General features: G+C 72.1%; 24 protein-coding genes. 20 read left to right on the top strand and 4 right to left on the bottom strand.

The features are described 5' to 3' along the window. The first annotated feature begins 30 nt into the window (after positions 1 to 30). The 9 genes from FHU33_RS15090 (at position 31) to FHU33_RS15050 (ending at position 7,794) form a co-directional block, all read left to right on the top strand. A complete protein-coding gene (locus FHU33_RS15090) occupies positions 31 to 714 on the top strand; it encodes a prepilin peptidase (RefSeq protein ID WP_142026071.1) in 684 nt (227 codons plus the stop codon). A gap of 130 nt (positions 715 to 844) precedes the next feature. Further along, positions 845 to 1,045 carry a Flp family type IVb pilin gene (locus tag FHU33_RS15085; protein ID WP_142026070.1) on the top strand — a complete coding sequence of 67 codons (201 nt, stop codon included), beginning with the start codon at positions 845 to 847 and terminating at the stop codon, positions 1,043 to 1,045. A 102-nt stretch (positions 1,046 to 1,147) separates the two neighbouring features. Beyond that, positions 1,148 to 1,543: a TadE/TadG family type IV pilus assembly protein gene (locus FHU33_RS15080; protein ID WP_142026069.1), complete on the top strand. Its 396-nt coding sequence runs from the start codon at positions 1,148 to 1,150 to the stop codon at positions 1,541 to 1,543. Beyond that, positions 1,531 to 2,490, top strand: a complete 960-nt coding sequence (locus FHU33_RS15075) for a pilus assembly protein TadG-related protein (RefSeq protein WP_142026068.1) — start codon at positions 1,531 to 1,533, stop codon at positions 2,488 to 2,490. Before FHU33_RS15080 ends, FHU33_RS15075 begins: the two co-directional genes overlap by 13 nt. Positions 2,491 to 2,501: 11 nt before the next feature. Beyond that, entirely contained in the window at positions 2,502 to 3,254 is a 753-nt protein-coding gene (gene cpaB, locus FHU33_RS15070) for a Flp pilus assembly protein CpaB (protein ID WP_142026067.1), read from the top strand. 73 nt (positions 3,255 to 3,327) lie between these two features. Continuing rightward, entirely contained in the window at positions 3,328 to 4,518 is a 1,191-nt protein-coding gene (locus FHU33_RS15065) for a CpaE/TadZ family protein (RefSeq protein WP_142026066.1), read from the top strand. Continuing rightward, entirely contained in the window at positions 4,518 to 5,951 is a 1,434-nt protein-coding gene (locus tag FHU33_RS15060) for a TadA family conjugal transfer-associated ATPase (RefSeq protein ID WP_142026065.1), read from the top strand. Before FHU33_RS15065 ends, FHU33_RS15060 begins: the two co-directional genes overlap by 1 nt. Then, complete coding sequence (locus tag FHU33_RS15055; protein ID WP_246063662.1) at positions 5,948 to 6,895, top strand: type II secretion system F family protein; 948 nt, start codon at positions 5,948 to 5,950, stop codon at positions 6,893 to 6,895. The genes FHU33_RS15060 and FHU33_RS15055 overlap by 4 nt, the downstream gene beginning before the upstream one ends. Then, positions 6,895 to 7,794 carry a type II secretion system F family protein gene (locus tag FHU33_RS15050; RefSeq protein WP_142026064.1) on the top strand — a complete coding sequence of 300 codons (900 nt, stop codon included), beginning with the start codon at positions 6,895 to 6,897 and terminating at the stop codon, positions 7,792 to 7,794. Before FHU33_RS15055 ends, FHU33_RS15050 begins: the two co-directional genes overlap by 1 nt. Positions 7,795 to 8,080: 286 nt before the next feature. On the opposite strand, the gene FHU33_RS15045 is transcribed toward FHU33_RS15050, so the two are convergent. After that, positions 8,081 to 8,419, bottom strand: coding sequence for a DUF8129 domain-containing protein (locus FHU33_RS15045; RefSeq protein WP_142026063.1), 339 nt, complete (start codon positions 8,417 to 8,419; stop codon positions 8,081 to 8,083). Positions 8,420 to 8,587: 168 nt separating this feature from the next. Between FHU33_RS15045 and FHU33_RS15040 the strand changes: the two genes are divergently transcribed. The 4 genes from FHU33_RS15040 to FHU33_RS15025 are packed head-to-tail and all read left to right on the top strand — an operon-like array spanning position 8,588 to position 10,643. After that, positions 8,588 to 9,718 (top strand): baeRF2 domain-containing protein, encoded by a 1,131-nt coding sequence (locus FHU33_RS15040; RefSeq protein WP_142026062.1) that lies wholly within the window; start codon positions 8,588 to 8,590, stop codon positions 9,716 to 9,718. 32 nt (positions 9,719 to 9,750) lie between these two features. Beyond that, entirely contained in the window at positions 9,751 to 10,008 is a 258-nt protein-coding gene (locus tag FHU33_RS15035; RefSeq protein ID WP_142026061.1) for a DUF2795 domain-containing protein, read from the top strand. Between the two features lies 1 nt (position 10,009). After that, positions 10,010 to 10,261 carry a hypothetical protein gene (locus FHU33_RS15030; protein WP_142026060.1) on the top strand — a complete coding sequence of 84 codons (252 nt, stop codon included), beginning with the start codon at positions 10,010 to 10,012 and terminating at the stop codon, positions 10,259 to 10,261. 1 nt (position 10,262) lies between these two features. Next, positions 10,263 to 10,643, top strand: a complete 381-nt coding sequence (locus tag FHU33_RS15025) for an acyl-CoA thioesterase (RefSeq protein WP_142026059.1) — start codon at positions 10,263 to 10,265, stop codon at positions 10,641 to 10,643. A gap of 10 nt (positions 10,644 to 10,653) precedes the next feature. Here the strand turns inward: FHU33_RS15025 and ddaH are convergent, their stop codons facing one another. Then, positions 10,654 to 11,502 (bottom strand): dimethylargininase, encoded by an 849-nt coding sequence (gene ddaH / locus FHU33_RS15020; RefSeq protein ID WP_211355141.1) that lies wholly within the window; start codon positions 11,500 to 11,502, stop codon positions 10,654 to 10,656. Between the two features lie 156 nt (positions 11,503 to 11,658). Here ddaH and FHU33_RS15015 point away from each other — a divergent pair, with 156 nt between their 5' ends. Genes FHU33_RS15015 through FHU33_RS15005 form a run of 3 tightly spaced genes read left to right on the top strand, consistent with a single transcriptional unit; the run spans position 11,659 to position 13,493 of the window. Next, on the top strand, positions 11,659 to 12,096 hold the full coding sequence (locus tag FHU33_RS15015) for an Lrp/AsnC family transcriptional regulator (RefSeq protein WP_142026058.1): 438 nt from the start codon (positions 11,659 to 11,661) through the stop codon (positions 12,094 to 12,096). 31 nt (positions 12,097 to 12,127) lie between these two features. Continuing rightward, the gene (locus FHU33_RS15010; protein ID WP_142026057.1) at positions 12,128 to 13,012 is read left to right on the top strand and encodes an alpha/beta fold hydrolase; all 885 of its coding nucleotides are present in this window, start codon (positions 12,128 to 12,130) and stop codon (positions 13,010 to 13,012) included. 52 nt (positions 13,013 to 13,064) lie between these two features. Beyond that, entirely contained in the window at positions 13,065 to 13,493 is a 429-nt protein-coding gene (locus FHU33_RS15005) for a ChaB family protein (RefSeq protein ID WP_142026056.1), read from the top strand. 92 nt (positions 13,494 to 13,585) lie between these two features. Here the strand turns inward: FHU33_RS15005 and FHU33_RS15000 are convergent, their stop codons facing one another. Together FHU33_RS15000 and FHU33_RS14995 are read right to left on the bottom strand one after the other, a co-directional pair. Continuing rightward, a complete protein-coding gene (locus FHU33_RS15000) occupies positions 13,586 to 14,887 on the bottom strand; it encodes a M24 family metallopeptidase (RefSeq protein WP_142026055.1) in 1,302 nt (433 codons plus the stop codon). 120 nt (positions 14,888 to 15,007) lie between these two features. Continuing rightward, a complete protein-coding gene (locus tag FHU33_RS14995) occupies positions 15,008 to 16,153 on the bottom strand; it encodes a GGDEF domain-containing protein (RefSeq protein ID WP_142026054.1) in 1,146 nt (381 codons plus the stop codon). A gap of 123 nt (positions 16,154 to 16,276) precedes the next feature. Here FHU33_RS14995 and FHU33_RS14990 point away from each other — a divergent pair, with 123 nt between their 5' ends. The 4 genes from FHU33_RS14990 (at position 16,277) to FHU33_RS14975 (ending at position 18,632) form a co-directional block, all read left to right on the top strand. Further along, positions 16,277 to 16,750: a cupin domain-containing protein gene (locus FHU33_RS14990; RefSeq protein ID WP_142026053.1), complete on the top strand. Its 474-nt coding sequence runs from the start codon at positions 16,277 to 16,279 to the stop codon at positions 16,748 to 16,750. A 73-nt stretch (positions 16,751 to 16,823) separates the two neighbouring features. Then, positions 16,824 to 17,006, top strand: coding sequence for a hypothetical protein (locus tag FHU33_RS14985; protein WP_142026052.1), 183 nt, complete (start codon positions 16,824 to 16,826; stop codon positions 17,004 to 17,006). A 104-nt stretch (positions 17,007 to 17,110) separates the two neighbouring features. After that, a complete protein-coding gene (gene npdG, locus FHU33_RS14980) occupies positions 17,111 to 17,806 on the top strand; it encodes an NADPH-dependent F420 reductase (RefSeq protein ID WP_142026051.1) in 696 nt (231 codons plus the stop codon). A 73-nt stretch (positions 17,807 to 17,879) separates the two neighbouring features. Further along, entirely contained in the window at positions 17,880 to 18,632 is a 753-nt protein-coding gene (locus FHU33_RS14975) for a helical backbone metal receptor (protein ID WP_246063660.1), read from the top strand. Positions 18,633 to 18,644 lie beyond the last annotated feature (12 nt).

Raw genomic sequence — 18,644 nt, 5'->3', positions numbered from 1 at the left:
CGTGTCCGCCGACTGCACCCGCCTGCCGAGATGACAGCGGTCACCGCCCTCGTCGCCGGGGCGCTCGGCCTCCTCGTGGGCCGGTTCCTGAACGGGGCCGCTGGCCGCTTCTCATGGCCGCCTCGGCTACGACTGCGCCGACCCGGCGGGGACGCGGCGACCACGCCTCTCGCTGTGCCGCCGCCGGTCCTCGAAGGCGGTACCGCGCTGCTGTTCGCGCTCGTCGCGCTGCGTTTCGGCCTCTCCTGGGCGTTGCCGGCGTTCCTCTTCCTCGCGGCGGTGGGCGTGCTGCTCGCCGTCATCGACCTGCAGCACCGGTTGCTGCCCAACCGCGTCATCGTGCCTTCGGTCGGGATCGGCGCGGGACTCCTGTTCCTGGCGGCCGCCTTCGACCATGACTGGGACCCGCTGCTGAGGGCGGGGCTCGGTGCGGTCGTCCTGTTCGCTGTCTTCCTCGTCCTGGCACTGATCTCACCTGGTGGTCTCGGCATGGGTGACGTGAAGCTCGCCGGCCTGCTCGGCCTGTACCTCGGCTGGCTGGGATGGGCTGTCCTCGCGGTGGGTGCGGCCGCCGGATTCGTCGTCCAGGCCGCCCTTGCGCTGACGCTGCTGGCAGCGCGGAGGATCGGGCTTCGAGGGGAACTGCCCTTCGGGCCCGCCCTGCTGGTGGGCGCTGTGCTGGCGATCGGCTGGAGCGACGCGCTGCTGGGCTGAAGCCCGCCAGTGCCCCTTTCGGGTGACAGGGGCTCAAGCGGCGTCCCGTTCCGGACGACATCGCTCCCAGAAGCCGCAATGCCGGGTCAACCGACCCGGACTGGCCGGCCGACACCACTCTGGAGTACACGTGCTGAACACGTACGCCACCCTGGTCAGCCTGGTCGCCTTCGCCCAGGACCGGCTGAAGCGCGACGAGAAGGGCGCCACCGCCGTCGAGTACGGCCTCATGGTGGGCCTGATCGCCGTCGTCATCATCGCCGCCGTGACCCTGCTCGGGACCGAGCTCAACGGCCTCTTCACCGCGATCACCGACGCCCTTCCCGGCTGACCCGTCCGACGTCCGGTCGCGGATATCCGGCGCAGCGGCCCCTTCGTGGGCCGCTGCGCCGCTGCACGTACCAGCGGTGAACGAGAGAGGAGGTGAGCAGTGATGCGGGAACGACTTGGCAACGAACGCGGCGCCACGGCGGTGGAGTTCGCCTTCATCGTGCCGCTGCTCATCGTCCTCGTCCTCGGCATCGCCGAGTTCGGCCACGCCTTCCAGGTACAGGGGACTCTCTCGGCCGCCGCCCGTGAGGGCGTGCGACTCATGGCTCTGCAGAACGACCCGGCGCTCGCCCGCGAGGCGGTTCGCAACGCCGCGACGGCACTGGACCCCGGCGTCACCGACGCGCAGATCGAGATCAGCCCGGCCTCCTGCCCGACCATGGACGCCGGCAGCACCCAGGTCCGCCTCACCATCACCTACCCGATGCCCTTCCTCACGGGCTTCTTCGGCACGAGCGTCGAGCTGACCGGAACGGGAGTCATGCGATGCAACGGCTGACTCCTTCCCTTCGGCGCCGGCTGGACGGCGAGCGCGGCGCGACCGCCGTCGTCTTCGCCCTGCTGCTCGTGCCGATGCTCGGCTTCGCCGCCATCGCCGTCGACGTCGGGGCGCTCTACGCCGAGCGTGCCCGGCTCCAGGTCGGTGCCGATGCCGCCGCGATCGCGGTCGCCCAGGACTGTTCCCGTGGCAACTGCGGCGACATGCAGGCGACCGCGCAGGCGCTCATCACCGCCAACGACACCGAGGGCACGGCTGCGCAGCCGGAACTGAGCAGCGACCCGCTGAGCGTCACGGTCACCGGTGGCACCCCCACGGAGCACTGGTTCGCTCCGGTGATCGGGTTCGAGTCCACCACCGTCTCGGCCACGGCGACCGTGGGCTGGGGCTCGCCCAGCCGGGGCACCGCGGTACTTCCCCTGACCTTCTCCTGGTGCGAGTTCGAACAGCAGACCGGGGGCGGTCTGCCCTCCGGCGACATCGTCCGGACCGTCTACTTCACCAAGACGTCGGACACCGACGGCTGCACGGGCCCGTCGAACAACACCGTCCCGGGCGGGTTCGCCTATCTCGACACCGACCCCGACCGGTGCGAGGCGACCACGGGGATCGGCGGGCAGTGGTCCTCCAAGACCGGTAACAGTGTGCCGTCCACGTGCTCGACGACAGACTTCTCGGAGTGGCTGGACCAGACCGTCCTGCTGCCGTTGTTCGACGAGTTCGGCGAGAGCGGCAACAACGCCTGGTACCGCGTCTACGGCTACGCGGCCTTCCGGCTCACCGGCTACCACCTCGGCGGGCAGTACAGCTCCAGCCCCAAGCCCTGCGGCGGCAACGACCGGTGCGTGACCGGCTACTTCACGCGCTTCGTCGAGCTGTCCGACGCCTGGGACTACGACCCCACGGCCCCTGAGCTGGGGTCCTCCGTCCTCCGACTGATCCGATAGGGGCCTCTCTCGTGAGACGTCGACTGCTCGCCGCGTTCGCGGCCCTCGTGCTCCTCGTCGTCGGCACCTCGGTGCTCCTGGCCTACGTGCGCGACGCGGACAGCCGCGCCCTGGCCGGCACCCGCACCGTCGAGGTGCTGGTGGCGGAGGAACTCGTCCCGGCGGGCACGGCGGGCGATCAGCTGGCCGCGCTGGTGACCATCCGGACGATGCCGGCAATGGCCGCGCTCGACGGTCGGGTGACCGACCTCTCGGCCCTGGCCGGGCAGGTCGCGACCGTCGACCTGCAGGCCGGGGAACAGCTGCTGACCAGCCGCTTCGCCCGTGCCATCGACCTCCGGGCGCCCGGCACCGTCGCGGTGCCCGAAGGTCTCCAGGAGGTCAGCGTCCTGCTGGAGCCCCAGCGCGCCGTCGGTGGCCGACTCGCGGCCGGGAACACGGTGGGTGTCTTCGTGTCGCTGACATCGGATGCCGGACCGGCCTCGCACGCGGTCCTGCACCGGGTGCTCGTCACCCAGGTGCAGGGTGCGCCGGCGCCGGTCGACCCGGCGGCCTCGGGGGAACCGGAGGCGGCGTCGGCCGGCGCTCCGGCTCCTGCCGACAACCTGCTGATCACTCTCGCCGTCACCGCCGCCCAGGCCGAGGCCGTCGTGTTCGGCATGGAGCACGGCACCCTCTGGCTCTCCCTCGAGCCGGACGGCGCCGTGACCGACGGCACCGAGGTCGTCACCGCGACCACCATCCACGGAAGGGCGTTCCAGTGAGCGAGCTCGCGAGCTCACCAGTGAGCACAGCAGCGCGGCGAATGCAGCCGACGAGCGCCAGGGAGGAGGAGAGATGAGCCGCGTCGTGCTGGCCGGTGCCGATGAGGAGCTGATCCTGCGGGTGAAGCAGGCGACGGACGGGGACGTGCACGTCCTGCCCCCCGGACGGCTGCCGGGTGACCCCGCCCGGCTGTTCGAGCAGCTCGTCGACGGCGAGCTGCCCGACGTGCTGCTCGTGGGTCCGCACGCGCCGGCGCCCGAGGTGCTCATGCTGGCTTCGCGGCTGGACGTGCAGAGCCCCGGGATCACCGTCGTCCTCATGGCCGAGCCGTCCCTGGACATGTGGCAGGCCGCGATGCGTGCCGGCATCCGGGACCTCCTGCCGCCCACCGCGGACGTGGCCGAGATCCAGGCCGCCGTCGAGCGGGCCGGCCACACCGCCGCGAGCCGGCGGCGGGTGCTGCGCCCGGGGGGCGAGACCGAGCGGTACGCAGGCCGGGTCATCACCATCGCCTCGCCCAAGGGCGGGGTGGGCAAGACGACCGTGTCGACCAACCTGGCCATCGGGCTGACCGCCGCAGCCCCGCAGTCCACCGTGCTGGTCGACCTCGACGTGCAGTTCGGTGACGTCGCCTCGGCTCTCGGCCTCGTTCCCGAATACACGCTCCCGGACGCCGTCCGGGGCCCGGCGAGCGAGGACACGATGGTCCTCAAGACCTTCCTCACCCAGCACCCGAGCGGGCTGTACGCGGTCTGCGGGTCGGAGAACCCGGCGGCCGGGGACGCCGTCAGCGGCGAGGACGTCACTCGACTGCTGGCCTCGCTGGCGCGGGAGTTCCGCTACGTCGTCGTCGACACCGCGCCCGGGCTGTCCGAGCAGACGCTGGCCGCGCTGGACCGCGCCTCCGACGTCGTGATGCTGACCAGCATGGACGTCCCCGGCGTCCGTGGGCTGCGCAAAGAGCTCGACGTGCTCCGTGAGCTGGCCATGATCCCGGCCGGCCGGCACATCGTCATGAACTTCGCCGACGCCAAGGGCGGCCTGTCGGTGCGCGACGTCGAGACGACGATCGGCACCGGAGTCGACGTCGTCCTGCCGCGCTCGAAGGCCGTGCCCGCGTCCACCAACCAGGGGGTGCCCATCCTGCAGAGCCACCGACGCGACCCGATGGCCAAGGAGATGCGTCGCCTGGTCTCCCGCTTCGCGGCCACCCCGCTCATGAAGCCCGGCAGGTACCGGGCCAAGCACCGGGCAGCCGGCTGATGAACCTCGCCTCCCGTTTCGAGGCGGCGCGCGGTGTCCCGGCCGTGGTCTCCGCGGCCCCGGCCACCGGCGGATCCGCGACCACGGGCGTCCCGGCGCCGCGCCCGGTCGCGACCCCGACCCCGACCCCTCCTCCGCCGACCGATGCCCTCGCCCGACTCAAGGATCGCGTGGGCAAGGCGCTGTTCGAGCGCATGGGCAGCCGGATGAACGACCCGAGCCTGAGCGAGGGGGCGCTGCGCACGATCGTGCTCGGCGAGCTCGACGAGGTGGTCGAGGAGGAGAACGTCCCGCTCAGCGCCGAGGAGCGGCAGCGGCTCACCGCCGAACTGGCCGACGACGTGCTCGGCTACGGCCCGCTGCAGAAGTTGCTCGACGACCACGCGGTCAGCGAGATCATGGTCAACGGGCCGGACGCGATCTACGTCGAGCGCAGCGGCAGGCTCGAGCGCACCCCGACGCGGTTCACCTCTGAGGAGCATCTGCGCCGGGTCATCGACCGCATCGTCTCCCGCGTGGGACGGCGCATCGACGAGTCCTCGCCGCTGGTCGACGCGCGCCTGGCCGACGGGTCCCGCGTCAACGCGATCATCCCGCCGCTGGCCTTCAGCGGGTCCACGCTCACGATCCGCAAGTTCTCCAAGGACCCGTTCACCGTCGACGACCTGATCAACTTCGGCACCCTGTCGCCGGAGATGGCCGAACTGCTGAACGCCTGCGTCGAGGCCCGGCTCAACGTGATCGTCTCCGGCGGTACGGGTACCGGTAAGACGACGCTGCTCAACGTGCTGTCCTCGTTCATCCCGGAGGGCGAGCGGATCGTCACCATCGAGGACGCCGTCGAGCTGCAGCTCCAGCAGGAGCACGTGGTCCGGCTGGAGTCCCGCCCCCCGAACATCGAGGGCAGGGGTGCGATCAGCATCCGGGACCTGGTCCGGAACTCGCTGCGCATGCGGCCCGACCGGATCGTGGTCGGGGAGTGCCGTGGCGGGGAGAGCCTCGACATGCTCCAGGCGATGAACACCGGCCACGACGGTTCGCTGTCCACCGTGCACGCGAACACTCCCCGCGATGCGATCGCCCGGCTGGAGACCCTCGTGCTGATGGCCGGCATGGACCTGCCGCTGCGCGCCATCCGCGAGCAGATCGCCTCCGCGGTCGACGTCGTCGTGCAGATCACCCGCCTGCGCGACGGCAGTCGCCGGGTGACGCACGTGACCGAGGTGCAGGGCATGGAGGGGGAGACGGTCACCCTCCAGGACGCTTTCCTCTTCGACTACTCCGCCGGGGTCGACGCCCACGGCAAGTTCCTCGGCAAGCCGGTGCCCACCGGTGTCCGGCCGCGCTTCACCGACAAGTTCGACGACCTCGGCATCAAGCTGTCGCCCCGGGTGTTCGGGGTCGCGGAGCCGGCCGGCGGGCGGGGCTGGTGATCGTGTCCCCGTTGCTGCTCGCCGTCGGCGTCATGGCGGTCGCCGCTGCTGTGCTCGTCCTCGCCTTCGTGGTGCTGCCGGCCGGGCCCCGCCGGGTGCCGCTGAGCCGGCTCGACCCCTCGGTGGCGCCGCCGACCTCGGCGCTGGCCGGTGCGGGCGCTGCGGCGGGTGCGGCCGTGGAGAAGGTGCTGGTCAAGCGCGGCGGGGTGGCCGCCGGCGAGGCCGCACTGGAGCGGGCGGGCATGTCGATGCGCCTGCCGGACTTCGTGCTGGTTGTCGGGCTGGGCACCGTGGTGCTCGGGGTCCTGGCCTTCGTGCTCGGCGGCTTCCTCCTCGGCGTGCTCTCCCTGGCCGGGGTACCCCTCGCGGCGAAGCTGCTGCTGAAGGTCCGTGCCTCCCGCCGTCAGGCCGCTTTCGCCGATCAGCTCGACGACTCGCTGCAGTTGATGGCCGGCAGCCTGCGCGCGGGCCACAGCCTCCTGCGGTCGGTCGACTCGGTCGCGTCCGAGGCGGACGCCCCGACGTCGGAGGAGTTCGCGCGGATCGTCAACGAGACCCGCGTCGGTCGTGACCTCAACGATGCCCTGGACGAGGTCGCCGAGCGGATGGGCAGCGACGACTTCACCTGGGTGGCCCAGGCCATCGCCATCCACCGGGAGGTGGGCGGCAACCTGGCCGAGGTGCTCGACGCCGTGGGTCACACCATCCGCGAGCGGAACACCATCCGCCGTCAGGTCAAGGCGCTGTCGGCCGAGGGGAAGCTGTCGGCGATCGTGCTCATGGCCCTGCCGTTCGGCGTCACGGGGTTCATCTCCCTCACCAACCCGGGATACCTCGCCAAGTTCACCGAGAGCGCGACGGGTTACGGGATGCTGGGGGCGGCCGCGGTGATGCTGCTGATCGGCGCGCTCTGGCTCAAGAAGACCGTGGCGATCAAGTTCTGATGAGCGTCCTCCCGATCTCCGTGCTCGCGGCCGGCATCGCCGTCGCCGTCGCCGTCCCGGTGCTGGGCTGGTCGCTGTTCGCCCGTCCGGACGCCGTCGCCGTCCAGTCGCGGGACAACCTGCTCCGTGGCATCGAGTCCGGCCCCGGCAGCTCCGCAGCGGGGCGCACCGGACCCGGGCTCCTCGCCCGGCTGGTCGAGGGCCTGACCCCGCGGGGAACCGTGGCCCGGCTCAACCGCCTGGCCGGCACCGCCGGCCGGCCGGCGGCGTGGCCGATACCCAGGCTGGTGGCCGCCAAGCTGGTGCTGGGCCTCGTCGCCGGTGGTCTCGGCCTGCTCGTGGTCAGTGGCGGACCGAGTGCACTGACCATCGGCACGGCCGTCGTGGGCACGCTCGTCGCCTACTTCCTCCCCGAGTTGCTGCTGCACAGCCGGGGGCAGGAGCGGCAGCAGGCGATCACGTTGGAGCTGGCGGACACCCTCGACCAGATGACGATCGCCGTCGAGGCCGGCCTCGGCTTCGAATCGGCGATGGCGCGGGCCGGCAACAACGGCAGGGGACCGCTGGCCGAGGAGTTGGTGCGCACCCTGCAGGACATCGCGGTCGGCCAGCCCCGCCGTGAGGCCTACCTCGCGCTCGCCGATCGGACCGGCGTCCAGGACCTGCGGCGCTTCATCCGCGCCGTCGTCCAGGCCGACCAGTACGGCGTCTCCATCGCGGACGTGCTGCGCACACAGGCCCAGGAGATGCGGCTCAAGCGCCGACAGCGGGCCGAGGAGAAGGCGATGCAGATCCCCGTGAAGGTGATCTTCCCGCTGATCCTCTGCATCCTGCCGACCCTGTTCATCGTGCTGCTCGGGCCGGCGGTCATGGACATCGTGGCCGCATTCAGCACATGACACTGTCGTCCTCCGGACGACACCGCGGCCAGTTGCCGTCCCGGCCTGACCTGAGCCGCTTCGTCGACCCTGCGCGGACCATGACATGGCGACGGTCCGGGTCGCACCGCGGCCAATCACCGTTCCTCGGTTGCGCTGAGCGTGTTCGTCGTCCCTGCGCGGACCATGACATGGCGGCCCTCCGGGTCGCACCGCGGCCAATCACCGTTCCTCGGTTGCGCTGAGCGTGTTCGTCGTCCCTGCGCGGACCCCTTCGGGGCCCACTCGGGACGACCCGGCCGGCTCCTTACTGCCGTGGCTGGGCCGGGTTGGTCGGGTCGCCCTGGGACGGCGGGTTGACCGGCGGCCCCGTCGTCGCCTCGGACACCTGCGACCCGCCGGCCGGCGGTGGGGGAGCGTCCGCCCCGGTGGCGGCCGGGTCACCTCCGGACGGCTGGGCGCCGTCGGCGAGCCCGGAGAGCCGGTGCTGCATCGCGCTGACCACCTGGATGCGATTGGCGTGCGAGCGCTCGTACTCCAGCAGCGTCTTCAGGTCACCGGACCCCAGGGTGCGGATCCGGGAGGTCAGCGAACCCACGGGCAGGTGGTCGTAGTCGGACAGCGGCAGATCGTCGCGCTCGGTCAAGGTTCCTCCTCGAGATGGTCACCCGTGTGATGGCCGGGCCGAGGTTCGCCTACCCGGTCCTGCGCGTCCGACACCGGGTGTGAGGACCTGGTCGGTGGGTAGGCGGCGACGGCGAGGGTGCCCAGTGCAGGGCACCGACCGACCGACTCGAGGAGTTGCGCCACCGTCATGGACGTGTCCTTCCTGGAACCCGTCTTCGCTGCCGAGGGGCCCTTCGCCACCGTCTGCGCAGATGTCACGCACACCACCGAGAACGCCGACACCGAACTCGACCTGCGCGTGCGCGCGATCACCGAGCGGCTGACCGAGCAGGGCGCTCCCGAGACCGCGGTGGAGGCCGTCCGCAGCCGGTTGCTGGAGGGCAACGACGGCGGCCAGGCGGGGACGTTGCGGGGGCGCGCCGTGGTCGTCGCCGCGGACGGCTCGGTGGTGCTCGACGAGGCGCTGGCCGACTCCCCGCGCCAGGAAACCAGCGAATGGTCGCCGCAGCCCGCGCTGCTGCCGGTCCTGAGGCAGCTGGCGGGGCGGGTCCCGCACCTCGTGGTCATCGCCGATCGGGTGGGCGCCGACATCTCCGTGGTGGGCCCGGCCGGCCGGACGGAGGAGGAGAAGCAGCTGGAGGGCGACACCTTCCACATGCAGAAGGTGAAGGTGGGCGGGTGGGCCCACAACACCTACATGCACACCGCCGAGAACCAGTGGGTCGAGAACGCCGACCAGGTGGCCGAGGAGATCGCCTCGCTGGCCAGGAGGCTCCCGCTGGGATTCGTCCTCGTGGCCGGTGACGTGCGTGCCCGCCAGATCCTCACCGACCGGGCGAGCGACTCCTGGTCGGACCTGGTCGTCTCGATGGACGAGGGGGGCCGCGCCGCCGGTGCCGATCGCGAGCCCGTGCAGCGCCGTGCGGCCGAGCTGGTCGCCGAGCACGAGGCGCGGGCGATCGCCGAGGCCATCGAGCAGGTCCAGGCGGCCGGGGCGCACGGACTGTCGGTGACCGGCACCGATCAGGTGGTGGAGGCCCTGCGCAAGGGCCAGGTCGAGACCCTCGTCCTGGCCGACGAGTTCGCCGACGAGACGCTCCTGGTGGGCGGCTCTCCGCTCGAGCTGGGCGTGGACCAGCACGACATGGACGCCCTCGGGATCCACGGTGAGGTCGTCCCGGCCGACCGGGCCCTGCTCGCAGCCGCCGTCGCCAGCAGCGCCGGCGTCGTGGTCGTGCCCGCCTCCGCGATGCCGGACGGGGCGCTCGTCGCCGCCGTCCTCCGCTACACCGACGCCTCCACGGCGTCGGCCTCCTGACTCATTCGTCCGACCGAAGGAGATCGTTTCCCGTGAGCGACCCGCACCAGCCGGCGACACCGCCCGGCACCGATGAAGGCGACATCGAGCGTCGCGCGGCGCTGTCCGAAGCCCTGGGCAAGGAGGTCTGGCCGGCCGACCGCGACACGCTCGTCGCCAAGGCGCAGGAGGGCAACGCCACCGACAACGTCCTGGCCCAGCTGAGGCGGCTGCCCGAGGGGCGGCAGTTCGAGAACGTCCAGGATGTCGCCCGCACCCTGGGACTCGGCACCGAGCAGCAGCGGTTCTGACATGCCGTCGATGAAGGACCCCTCGCCCGAGGCGGTCGCCAACGTCACCGAGGGCAACGTGGAGACGCGGGCCCAGCTGCTGCCCGAGGAGGTGGCGGTGGAGGGTCACCCGGACCCGGCGCAGGGAGATCTGGACCCGAAGGTGCAGGCGGCGGTCATCCTGGCCGAGTCCGAGGAACGCACGATCCACGCCGACCCGGACGACGCCCAGGGCGGGCACCGGCAGTCGTCGGACACTGCCGACCTGCCCTGACGTGCGGCACGAGCACCCGGTCCAGCTGCGCTGGTCCGATCCCGACTCGCTCGGGCACGTCAACCACGCCCGCGCGCTGAGCCTGATCGAGGACGCGAGGCTGGCGATGGTCGACGGCCCGGGCGGCGGGGTGATCCTGGCCCGCCTCGAGGTCGACTACCTGAGGCAGCTGTACTACCGGGTCGGCGAGCGGCCGTGCGTCTCCAGCTGGGTGACCCGGATCGGCACCAAGTCGCTGACCGTGCGGCAGGAGCTGGTCCAGGACGACCAGGTGGCCATCCGCGCCGACGTCGTCCTGGTGATGTTCGACTTCGCCACCGACACCAGCCGCGCGCTCACCGAGAGCGAGAGGGCGCACTGGTCGGCCTACCTGGAGAGCTGACCGGTACGGCTCAGGCGCGGACCTCCAGGGTGCAGCACTTGACGCTGCCGCCGGCCTTCAGCAGCTCGCCGAGGTCGACGCCGACGGGCTCGTAGCCGCGCTCGCGCAGCTGCGCCGCCAGGCCGGCGGCCGCGGACGGCAGGACGACGTGCCGGCCGTCGGACACCGCGTTCAGCCCGAGCACGGTGGCGTCGGCCTCGGAGGCGAGGACGGCGTCAGGGAAGAGCCGCTGCAGGACCGCGCGGCTGCCCGGGCTGAAGGCGTCCGGGTAGTACGCGACGTTCCGGTCGTCGAGGACCGCCAGCGCGGTGTCGAGGTGGTAGAAGCGCGGGTCGACCAGCTGCAGCGAGACGACCGGGATGCCGAACAGCTCCTGGACCTCGGTGTGCGCACCCGGGTCGGTGCGGAAGCCGGTGCCCGCCAGCACGAGCTCGCCGACGACGAGGAAGTCACCCTCGCCCTCGTTGACGTGCACCGGCTCGCTGACCGTCTTGAGGTCGAGGCTGCCCAGCCGGCGGAGGTAGGCCGGCCCCTCGGCGCGTCGCTCGGCGTGCGTGAACCGGGCACCGAGGGCGTGTCCCTCGATCACCAGGCCGCCGTTGGCGGCGAAGACCATGTCCGGCAGGCCCGGCACCGGCTCGATGAGCTCGACCTGGTGGCCGAGGTCCAGATAGGTCCGCCGGAGCGTCTCCCACTGCCGGAGGGCGAGGTCGCGGTCGGCGCCGCGGGTGACGTCCATCCACGGGTTGATCGCGTAGCTGACCTCGAAGTGCTGCGGTGCGCACATCAGGTAGCGCCTCGGGGTCGCGACCCGCTCGAGCGGCTCGGCGGCCCGGGGAAGGGGCAGGACAACGGTCACCAGGGGCTCCTCGGAACAACGGTTCCGGCGCCACTGCCGGACGACGCGAACGCTAGGGACGGCGGTGACGCAATACAACGCTGTTCCCTTGCGTGTTCACGGGCGATACGTTGTGTCCATTGATCACTGAGAGCGATCCGTTGCGTGGAGGCGATAATGGACAGCATCGACGAGCAGGTGATCGGCTGCCTCCTGCGCAACGCACGGGCGACCTTCAGCGAGATCGGGTCGGAGGTCGGCCTCTCCGCGCCGGCGGTGAAGCGGCGCGTCGACCGGCTGGTGGCCTCGGGCGCGATCCGCGGCTTCACCGCCCAGATCGACCCCGACGTCCTGGGCTGGCAGACCGAGGCCTACGTGGAGCTGTACTGCAAGGGCACGGTCGCACCGGAGGACCTGCGGCGGAGCCTCGAGCGGGTGCCCGAGGTGGTCGGCGCGGCGACGGTGTCCGGCGCGGCGGACGCACTGGTCCACATGCTCGCCTCCGACGTCAAGCAACTGGAGCGCGCGCTCGAGCGCATCCGCGACGAGCCCAACGTGGACCACACGCGCAGCGTGATCGTCCTGTCCCGGCTCATCGACCGTCCGCGGACCTGAGCGCGCGCCCGGAATCGGCGAGGATCCGGCCGTGGAGTTCTTCACGGAGTTCGACCAGTCGCGGATCGACGTCGGGGACGGCATCGAGCTCCGCGTGCGGACCGGGGGGAGCGGGCCGCCCGTCGTCCTGCTGCACGGTCACCCGCGCACGCACACGACCTGGCACCGGGTGGCGCCGCAGCTGGTCGCGGCCGGCCACACGGTGGTGTGCCCCGACCTCCGGGGTTACGGGCGGTCGTCGAAACCGCCGACGACCGAGGACCACGCCCCCTACTCCAAGCGGGCCATGGCCGGCGACGTCGTCGCGCTCATGACCCGGCTCGGGTACGAGCGGTTCGCGGTGGTCGGGCACGACCGGGGCAGCTACGTGGCCATGCGGACGGCGATGGACCACCCGGGCGCGGTCACGCATCTGGCCGTGCTCGACTGCGTGCCGATCGTCGAGCACCTCGAGCGCACCGACGCCCGGTTCGCCACCGCCTGGTGGCACTGGTTCTTCTTCGCCCAGCCCGACAAGCCCGAGCGGGCGATCACGGCCGACCCCGAGGCCTGGTACGGCTCGCTGGCGCCCGGCAGGACCGAGCAGATGGGGGAGGAGAACCACGCCGACCACCTGGCGGCGATCCGCGACCCCGCCACGGTGCACGCGATGCTGGAGGACTACCGCGCCGGGCTGGGCATCGACCGGGCCACGGAGGAGGCCGACCGTGCGGCCGGACGCCGGATCGCCTGCCCGACGCTGGTCCTGTGGTCCGCGCGGGACGACCTCGAGGAGTTGCACGGCGATCCCCGGGCGATCTGGGCCGGCTGGACCACCGACCTGCGCGGCGGCGCGCGGATCGACAGCGGCCACCACATGGCCGAGGACGCGCCGGACGAGCTGGCCGCCGCACTGGTCCCGTTCCTGCGGATGTGATCATCGCGGTGCTCGGGGGTAGGGGTGGACCCACGACCCGAGAGGAGCGGTCATGCCGAAGACCACGAAGGACGGCAAGGCGAAGCAGTCCGAGCTGCCCAGCACGCTGCAGCGCTCACCGAAGAAGGCCCAGCGCACGTTCGCGAAGGCGCACGACTCGGCGGCCGACGAGTACGGCGACGAGAAGCGGGCCAACCAGGTCGCGTGGGCCGCGGTCAAGCACAGTTTCGAGAAGGTCGGCGACCACTGGGAGAAGAAGGCCGGCGGCAAGAAGGGTCCGTCCGACGCCCAGGCAGCGGGCGGCCGGAACACGAACAAGAAGACCAAGGGCGGGGTCGACGCGAACGCGACCAAGGACCATCTGCTCACCCTGGCGAAGAAGCTCGACATCTCCGGCCGCTCGAAGATGAAGAAGAAGCAGCTGGTCGACGCCATCCAGAAGGCGAACGGCAAGAAGACGGCCGACGCCCGCAAGAAGTAGGTCTCGCGCGGCTGACTAACGATGCCCCTCAGCCGGTCATTCTCGACCGCGGATAGTCCGCCTGAGGGACAACGTCCCGAGCAGCGGGGAGGTCAGCCGGGCGGGATCAGGATGAGTCCGGTCTGCCGGCCGTCGAGGTACTCCACGCCCTCGCCGGTCAGGGCGATGCCCTGCTCCAGTGCCATCCGCACGCACTGCCCGCCCCATTCGGGCACCGGCCGGCGCACGGCGAGCTCGAGGGCGTAGACGGTGTCGGGGTGGACGCGGTAGTCGCCCGCGCCGGGCACGCCGCCCTGCTCGTCCCACAGGCCGATCGCCGGACCGGCGCCGTGCCCGTGGAAGCCGACGGGATGGGAGTAGACGTCACCGTCGATGCCTGCGGCCGCCGCGGCCGCGCGTGCGTGGGCCAGCACCTCGTTGCCGGTCCGGCCGGCCGACAGTGCCTCGGTGGTCAGATCCTGCATCCGGTTGCCCACGTGCAGGGCCTCCCGCAGTCCGGCGGGGGCCTCGGTCTCACCGGGTCGCAGCACGTAACCGTTGCGCTGGGTGTCCGTCCGCAGGCCCAGGCTCGACAGTCCGACGTCGCAGTGGACGAGATCGCCGGGTTCGATGACCGCGTCGTAGGGGACGGCGGGCAGCAGCGTCCCGGCCTGCTCGACCAGCGGGACACCGGCGCGCTGCAGGGAGACGCTCGGGTGGAACCACGGCTCGACGCCGAGGTCGTGGAGGCGCTGGCGGATCCACCAGGCGAGGTCGAGGGCCGTCGTCGTCCCCGGAACGAGGACGGCGGGGGAGTAGGCCTCGGCGATGACGTCGTGCACGAGGCGGTTGAGGCCGTGCAGCGCCTGGATCTCCTCGGGCAGCCGCGTCTCCAGCCACCCCACGACGAGGTCCTCGGCGGGGACGAGCCGGTCGGCGTACGGGCCCAGGGCCGCGACCAGCAGCCGGTGCTCGGTGTGGGAGAGCCCGTCGGCCAGGGCGAAGGCCTCGGAGACGTCGATGCCGATGCGACGAGGCTCGGCCTGCTCCACGATCCGGCGCACCTCGGCCCACTGCGACTCCTCGACCGGCCGGCCGGGGGAGTCGTCGGGTGACCAGGCCGGCAGGAACTGCCCCACCGGGTAGCGCGAGACCGCGGAGGAGGTGACGCCGTCGTCGCTGCGGTGCAGGACGAGCATCGTGCGCCGGCGGGCCGACAGCCACGTCGCAGGCAAAAACGTGGCCAGCACCGGGTCCTCGTTGCTCTCGCGGCCGATGACCAGCCAGACGTCGATGCCGGCGCGATCCATCAGCTCGGGCAGCACGTCGAGCAGCCGCTGGGTGAGCCAGCGGTCGCGGACGTCGGCCTGCTCGCGCAGCGGCAACGGCACCGCGCGGGTGGGATCGGGCGCCACCCCAGCGTCATGCCGAGAGCGTTGCAGAAAAAGGACCTCCCTGCCCCCCGTCACTCGCAGGCTCGCGACGGGACCCTGCAGGGAGGCCGCCGCTCGAGCGCGGGGCCGGCGAATCCTCGCTCAGGCGACGTCGCTGGCGGCAGGTACCGCTACCTCGTCGGCCAGCGGCGACCGGGCCTGCGGCACCCAGCGGGCGACGACCCGGTCCCGACCCTGCCGTTTCGCCTCGTACATCGCGGCGTCGGCCCGGTCGACCAGCCGCCACAACCCGTCGGTGGGGCTCTCGCCGTCGGCGGGCCGCGTCAGCGCGACGCCGATCGAGGCCGTCACCGCGTGGCCGTCGGGCGTACGGCCGCCGGCGACCGCGAACCGCAGCCGCTCGGCGAGGTGCGCGGCCTCATCGGGGTCGCTGACCAGTCCGATCACCACCAGCTCCTCGCCGCCGGTACGCGCCAGGATGTCGCTGGGCCGGACGGTGGAAGCCAGGGACTCGGCCACCGCACGCAGGACGGCGTCGCCCGCCGCGTGCCCGTGGGCGTCGTTGAGCCGCTTGAAGTGGTCGAGGTCGAGCACCAGCGCCGCCACCCGGCTGCCGTCGCGACGGGCCTGCCGCCACAGCCGCGGCGCCTGCTCGACGAGGAAGCGCCGGTTGAACAGGCCGGTGAGCGGGTCGAGCCTCGTCAGGGTCTGGGTGGCGACCAGCAGTCGCTGCACCCGGCGGCGGAGCACGAAGACGCCGAGTGCACCCGCGTTCAGCATCCCTGCACTGACCCCGACCTGGACGCCGAGGGCGACGGGATCGTCGTGGCTCGGCCAGAGGCCGACCAGACACGCGGCCGTCGTGGCGATCAGGTTCGCGCCGAACTCCCACGGGCCCAGGAACCACGCGGCGACGAAGGCCGGGAACAGGAGCATGAGCGGGGTGGCGTAGAGGACCGGGTCCTGGACGCACAGCACCACGACCACGTAGATGAGGTCGCCCAGCAGGACCAGCCCGAACATGTGCCAGCGACCGGCCCGCTGCCGGACGAACAGAGGCGCGGCCATCACGACCAGCAGCCCCATGGTCGCGCCGTAGACCCAGCGCGCGGGACCGTCGCGGAGCACTTCGTCGACGAACAGGTTGATCGATCCCATGAGCGCGCCCACGACGAGCAGGGCGGCGAGCGTGAAGGCGGCGACCCGCTGCTCCGGGCCGCGGCTGGTCGACGTGGCGCCGATCGGAGGGACCTCGGGGTCGAGGCGGGGCTGCCACCGGCCAGTCATGACTGCAGGATGCCGTACCGGAGCCGTTCTGTAACTGGTTGCGGTAACCACAATTTCCGAAGGATGCCTGGTCCACGCGGTGCAGGGGTGTCGAGGAGCCCGACGGACTGCCAGGGTGACGCCATGTCCCACGTCGATCCCGCCCTCGTCGACGTCCGCCCGCTGGCCGACCACCCGCTGGTGTCCAACGGCGCGACGAGCAAGCTGCGCATGGTCGCGCCCGGCTCGGTCACGGCCGGGCGCTACGGCCTGGTCGAGTACCACGTGGCACCGCACAGCCCGGGAGCTGCGCCGCACTTCCACCAGACCTTCTCGGAGTCCTTCTACATCCTGTCGGGGCAGCTGACCGTCTACCACGCGGGCTCGTGGGATCCGTTGGGACCGGGCGACTACGCGCTGGTCCACGAGGGCGGCGCGCACGGCTTCCGCAACGACAGCGACGAATGGACGTCGTTCCTCATCCTGTTCGCCCCCGGTATCGCCCGGGAGCAGTTCTTCCTGGAGATGGCCGAGCTGCGCCGCAGCGGCCGCACCCTCTCGCCGGAGGAGATGACCGCCTTCTACGCCCGGCACGACCAGGTGATGGTCGACGGCTGAGCAGTGGCGCCCGGCCGGTGGAAGGGTGGGACCGGCGGAGACGACCGCCACCGAGCCGACCGAGGAGGCGCACATGGCCGCAGGACCCTGGTTCTTCTGTCTCAAGCACCACACCGTGGAGCCCCGCGACGGCTGCGCCGAACGTCACCGGCTGGGCCCGTACGAGACGCGGCAGGAAGCCGAGCGCGCCCTGCAGACCGTCGCCGAACGCAACGAGCAGCTCGACGAGCAGGACCGGAAGTGGGAAGGCGACTGACGCCGTTCACCCGCTGAACCTGACCGGGTGCGAGGTGCGTCGTCCGCTCGGGGGATGATCGCGGAAGTGCCCGGGGCGGTCCGGGGCCGGTGGAGGGGACTTTCGTGTCTGACGGACGCACGGTCGAGGATCTGGTCATCGGGGTGCTGGGCGGCACCGGCCCGCAGGGGCGCGGTCTGGCCGTCCGGCTGGCCGCCGCCGGACAGCGGATCCTCCTGGGCAGCCGGGACGCCGAGCGCGCGTCGGAGGTGGCCGCCGAGGTCGCACAGCGTGCCACCACGGCCGCCGGTGGGACCGAGGTCTCCGTCCAGGGCGGCTCGAACGTCGACGTCGCGGGCGCCGCCGACCTGGTGATCGTCGCCGTCCCGTACGCCGGCCACGCCGACACGCTCGCCGAGCTGGCCACGCCACTGGCCGGGAAGATCGTCGTCGACTGCGTGGTCCCCATGGGCTTCGACGAGCTCGGCGCCTACGTCCTCGACGTCGCCGACGGCAGCGTCGCCCAGCAGGCCGCGGCACTGCTGCCCGACAGCCACGTCGTCGGGGCGTTCCACCACCTGTCCGCCGTCCTGTTGGAGGACCTCTCCCGCCCGACTCTCGACGGCGACGTGATGGTCGTCGGCGACGACCGCGCCTCGATGGACACCGTCCAGGCGCTGGCCAGCCGGCTGCCCGGGATGCGGGGCATCTACGCCGGCCGGCTCCGCAACGCCCGGCAGGTCGAGGCGCTGACGGTCAACCTCGTGTCGGTCAACCGCCGGTACAAGGTGCACGCCGGCGTCCGGATCACCGACGTCTGAAGAAGGACCCCGTCCTCCCCAGCCTTCGCAGGCTCAGGCCGGGGCCCGGGACGCGGCCGGAACTGCAGAACCGGTGACCTCGACCGACGACCGGGGGACGGCGTACGAGGGTGCGCCGCCCCGCCGGGTCGTGTCGCTCGTCCCGTCGCTGACCGAGGCGATCGCAGCCACCGACGCCGCCCTGCTGGCCGGCGCCACGGACTGGTGCACGCACCCGGCCGGTCTCGACGTCGCCCGGGTCGGCGGCACCAAGTGGCCGGACGTGTCGCGAGTGGTCCAGTTGCGCCCCGATCTCGTGATCGCCAACGCCGAGGAGAACCGGGACGAGGACGTCGTCGCGTTGCGGGCCGCCGGCATCCCGGTCTGGGTCACCGCGCCGGCCACGGTCGCCCAGGCGCTGGACTCCCTCGGCCGGCTGTGCGCCGTCCTCGACCGTCCGGACCCGGGCTGGCTGACGCGGGCCCGCGAGATCTGGGCCGATCCGCCGCGGCTGCCGGAGGTGCGGGCCGTCGTCCCGGTCTGGCGGCGGCCGTGGATGGTGCTGGGCCGCGACACCTTCGCGGGCGACCTCCTGGCGCGCCTCGGCGTCCGGAACGTCTTCGCCGGGTCCCCGGACCGGTACCCGAAGCTCGCGCCGGGTGACCTCGCGGATGTGGACGCCGACCTGGTGGTCTTCCCCGACGAGCCGTACGCGTTCGCCCCGGATGACGGCCCCGAGGCATGGCCGCAGGCGCGTCCGGTGTTCGTCAGCGGACGGCACCTCACCTGGTACGGGCCGTCGCTGGTCGAGGCGCCGCAGGTCCTGCTCGTGCAGCTCCGGGGCTGACCGGGTCCCTCG

The sequence above is a fragment of the Blastococcus colisei genome (genome assembly GCF_006717095.1).
GTDB classification, from domain to species: domain Bacteria; phylum Actinomycetota; class Actinomycetes; order Mycobacteriales; family Geodermatophilaceae; genus Blastococcus_B; species Blastococcus_B colisei.
Note: the sequence above shows the minus strand (reverse complement) of the source record. Positions and strands in the feature narration are given on the sequence as shown.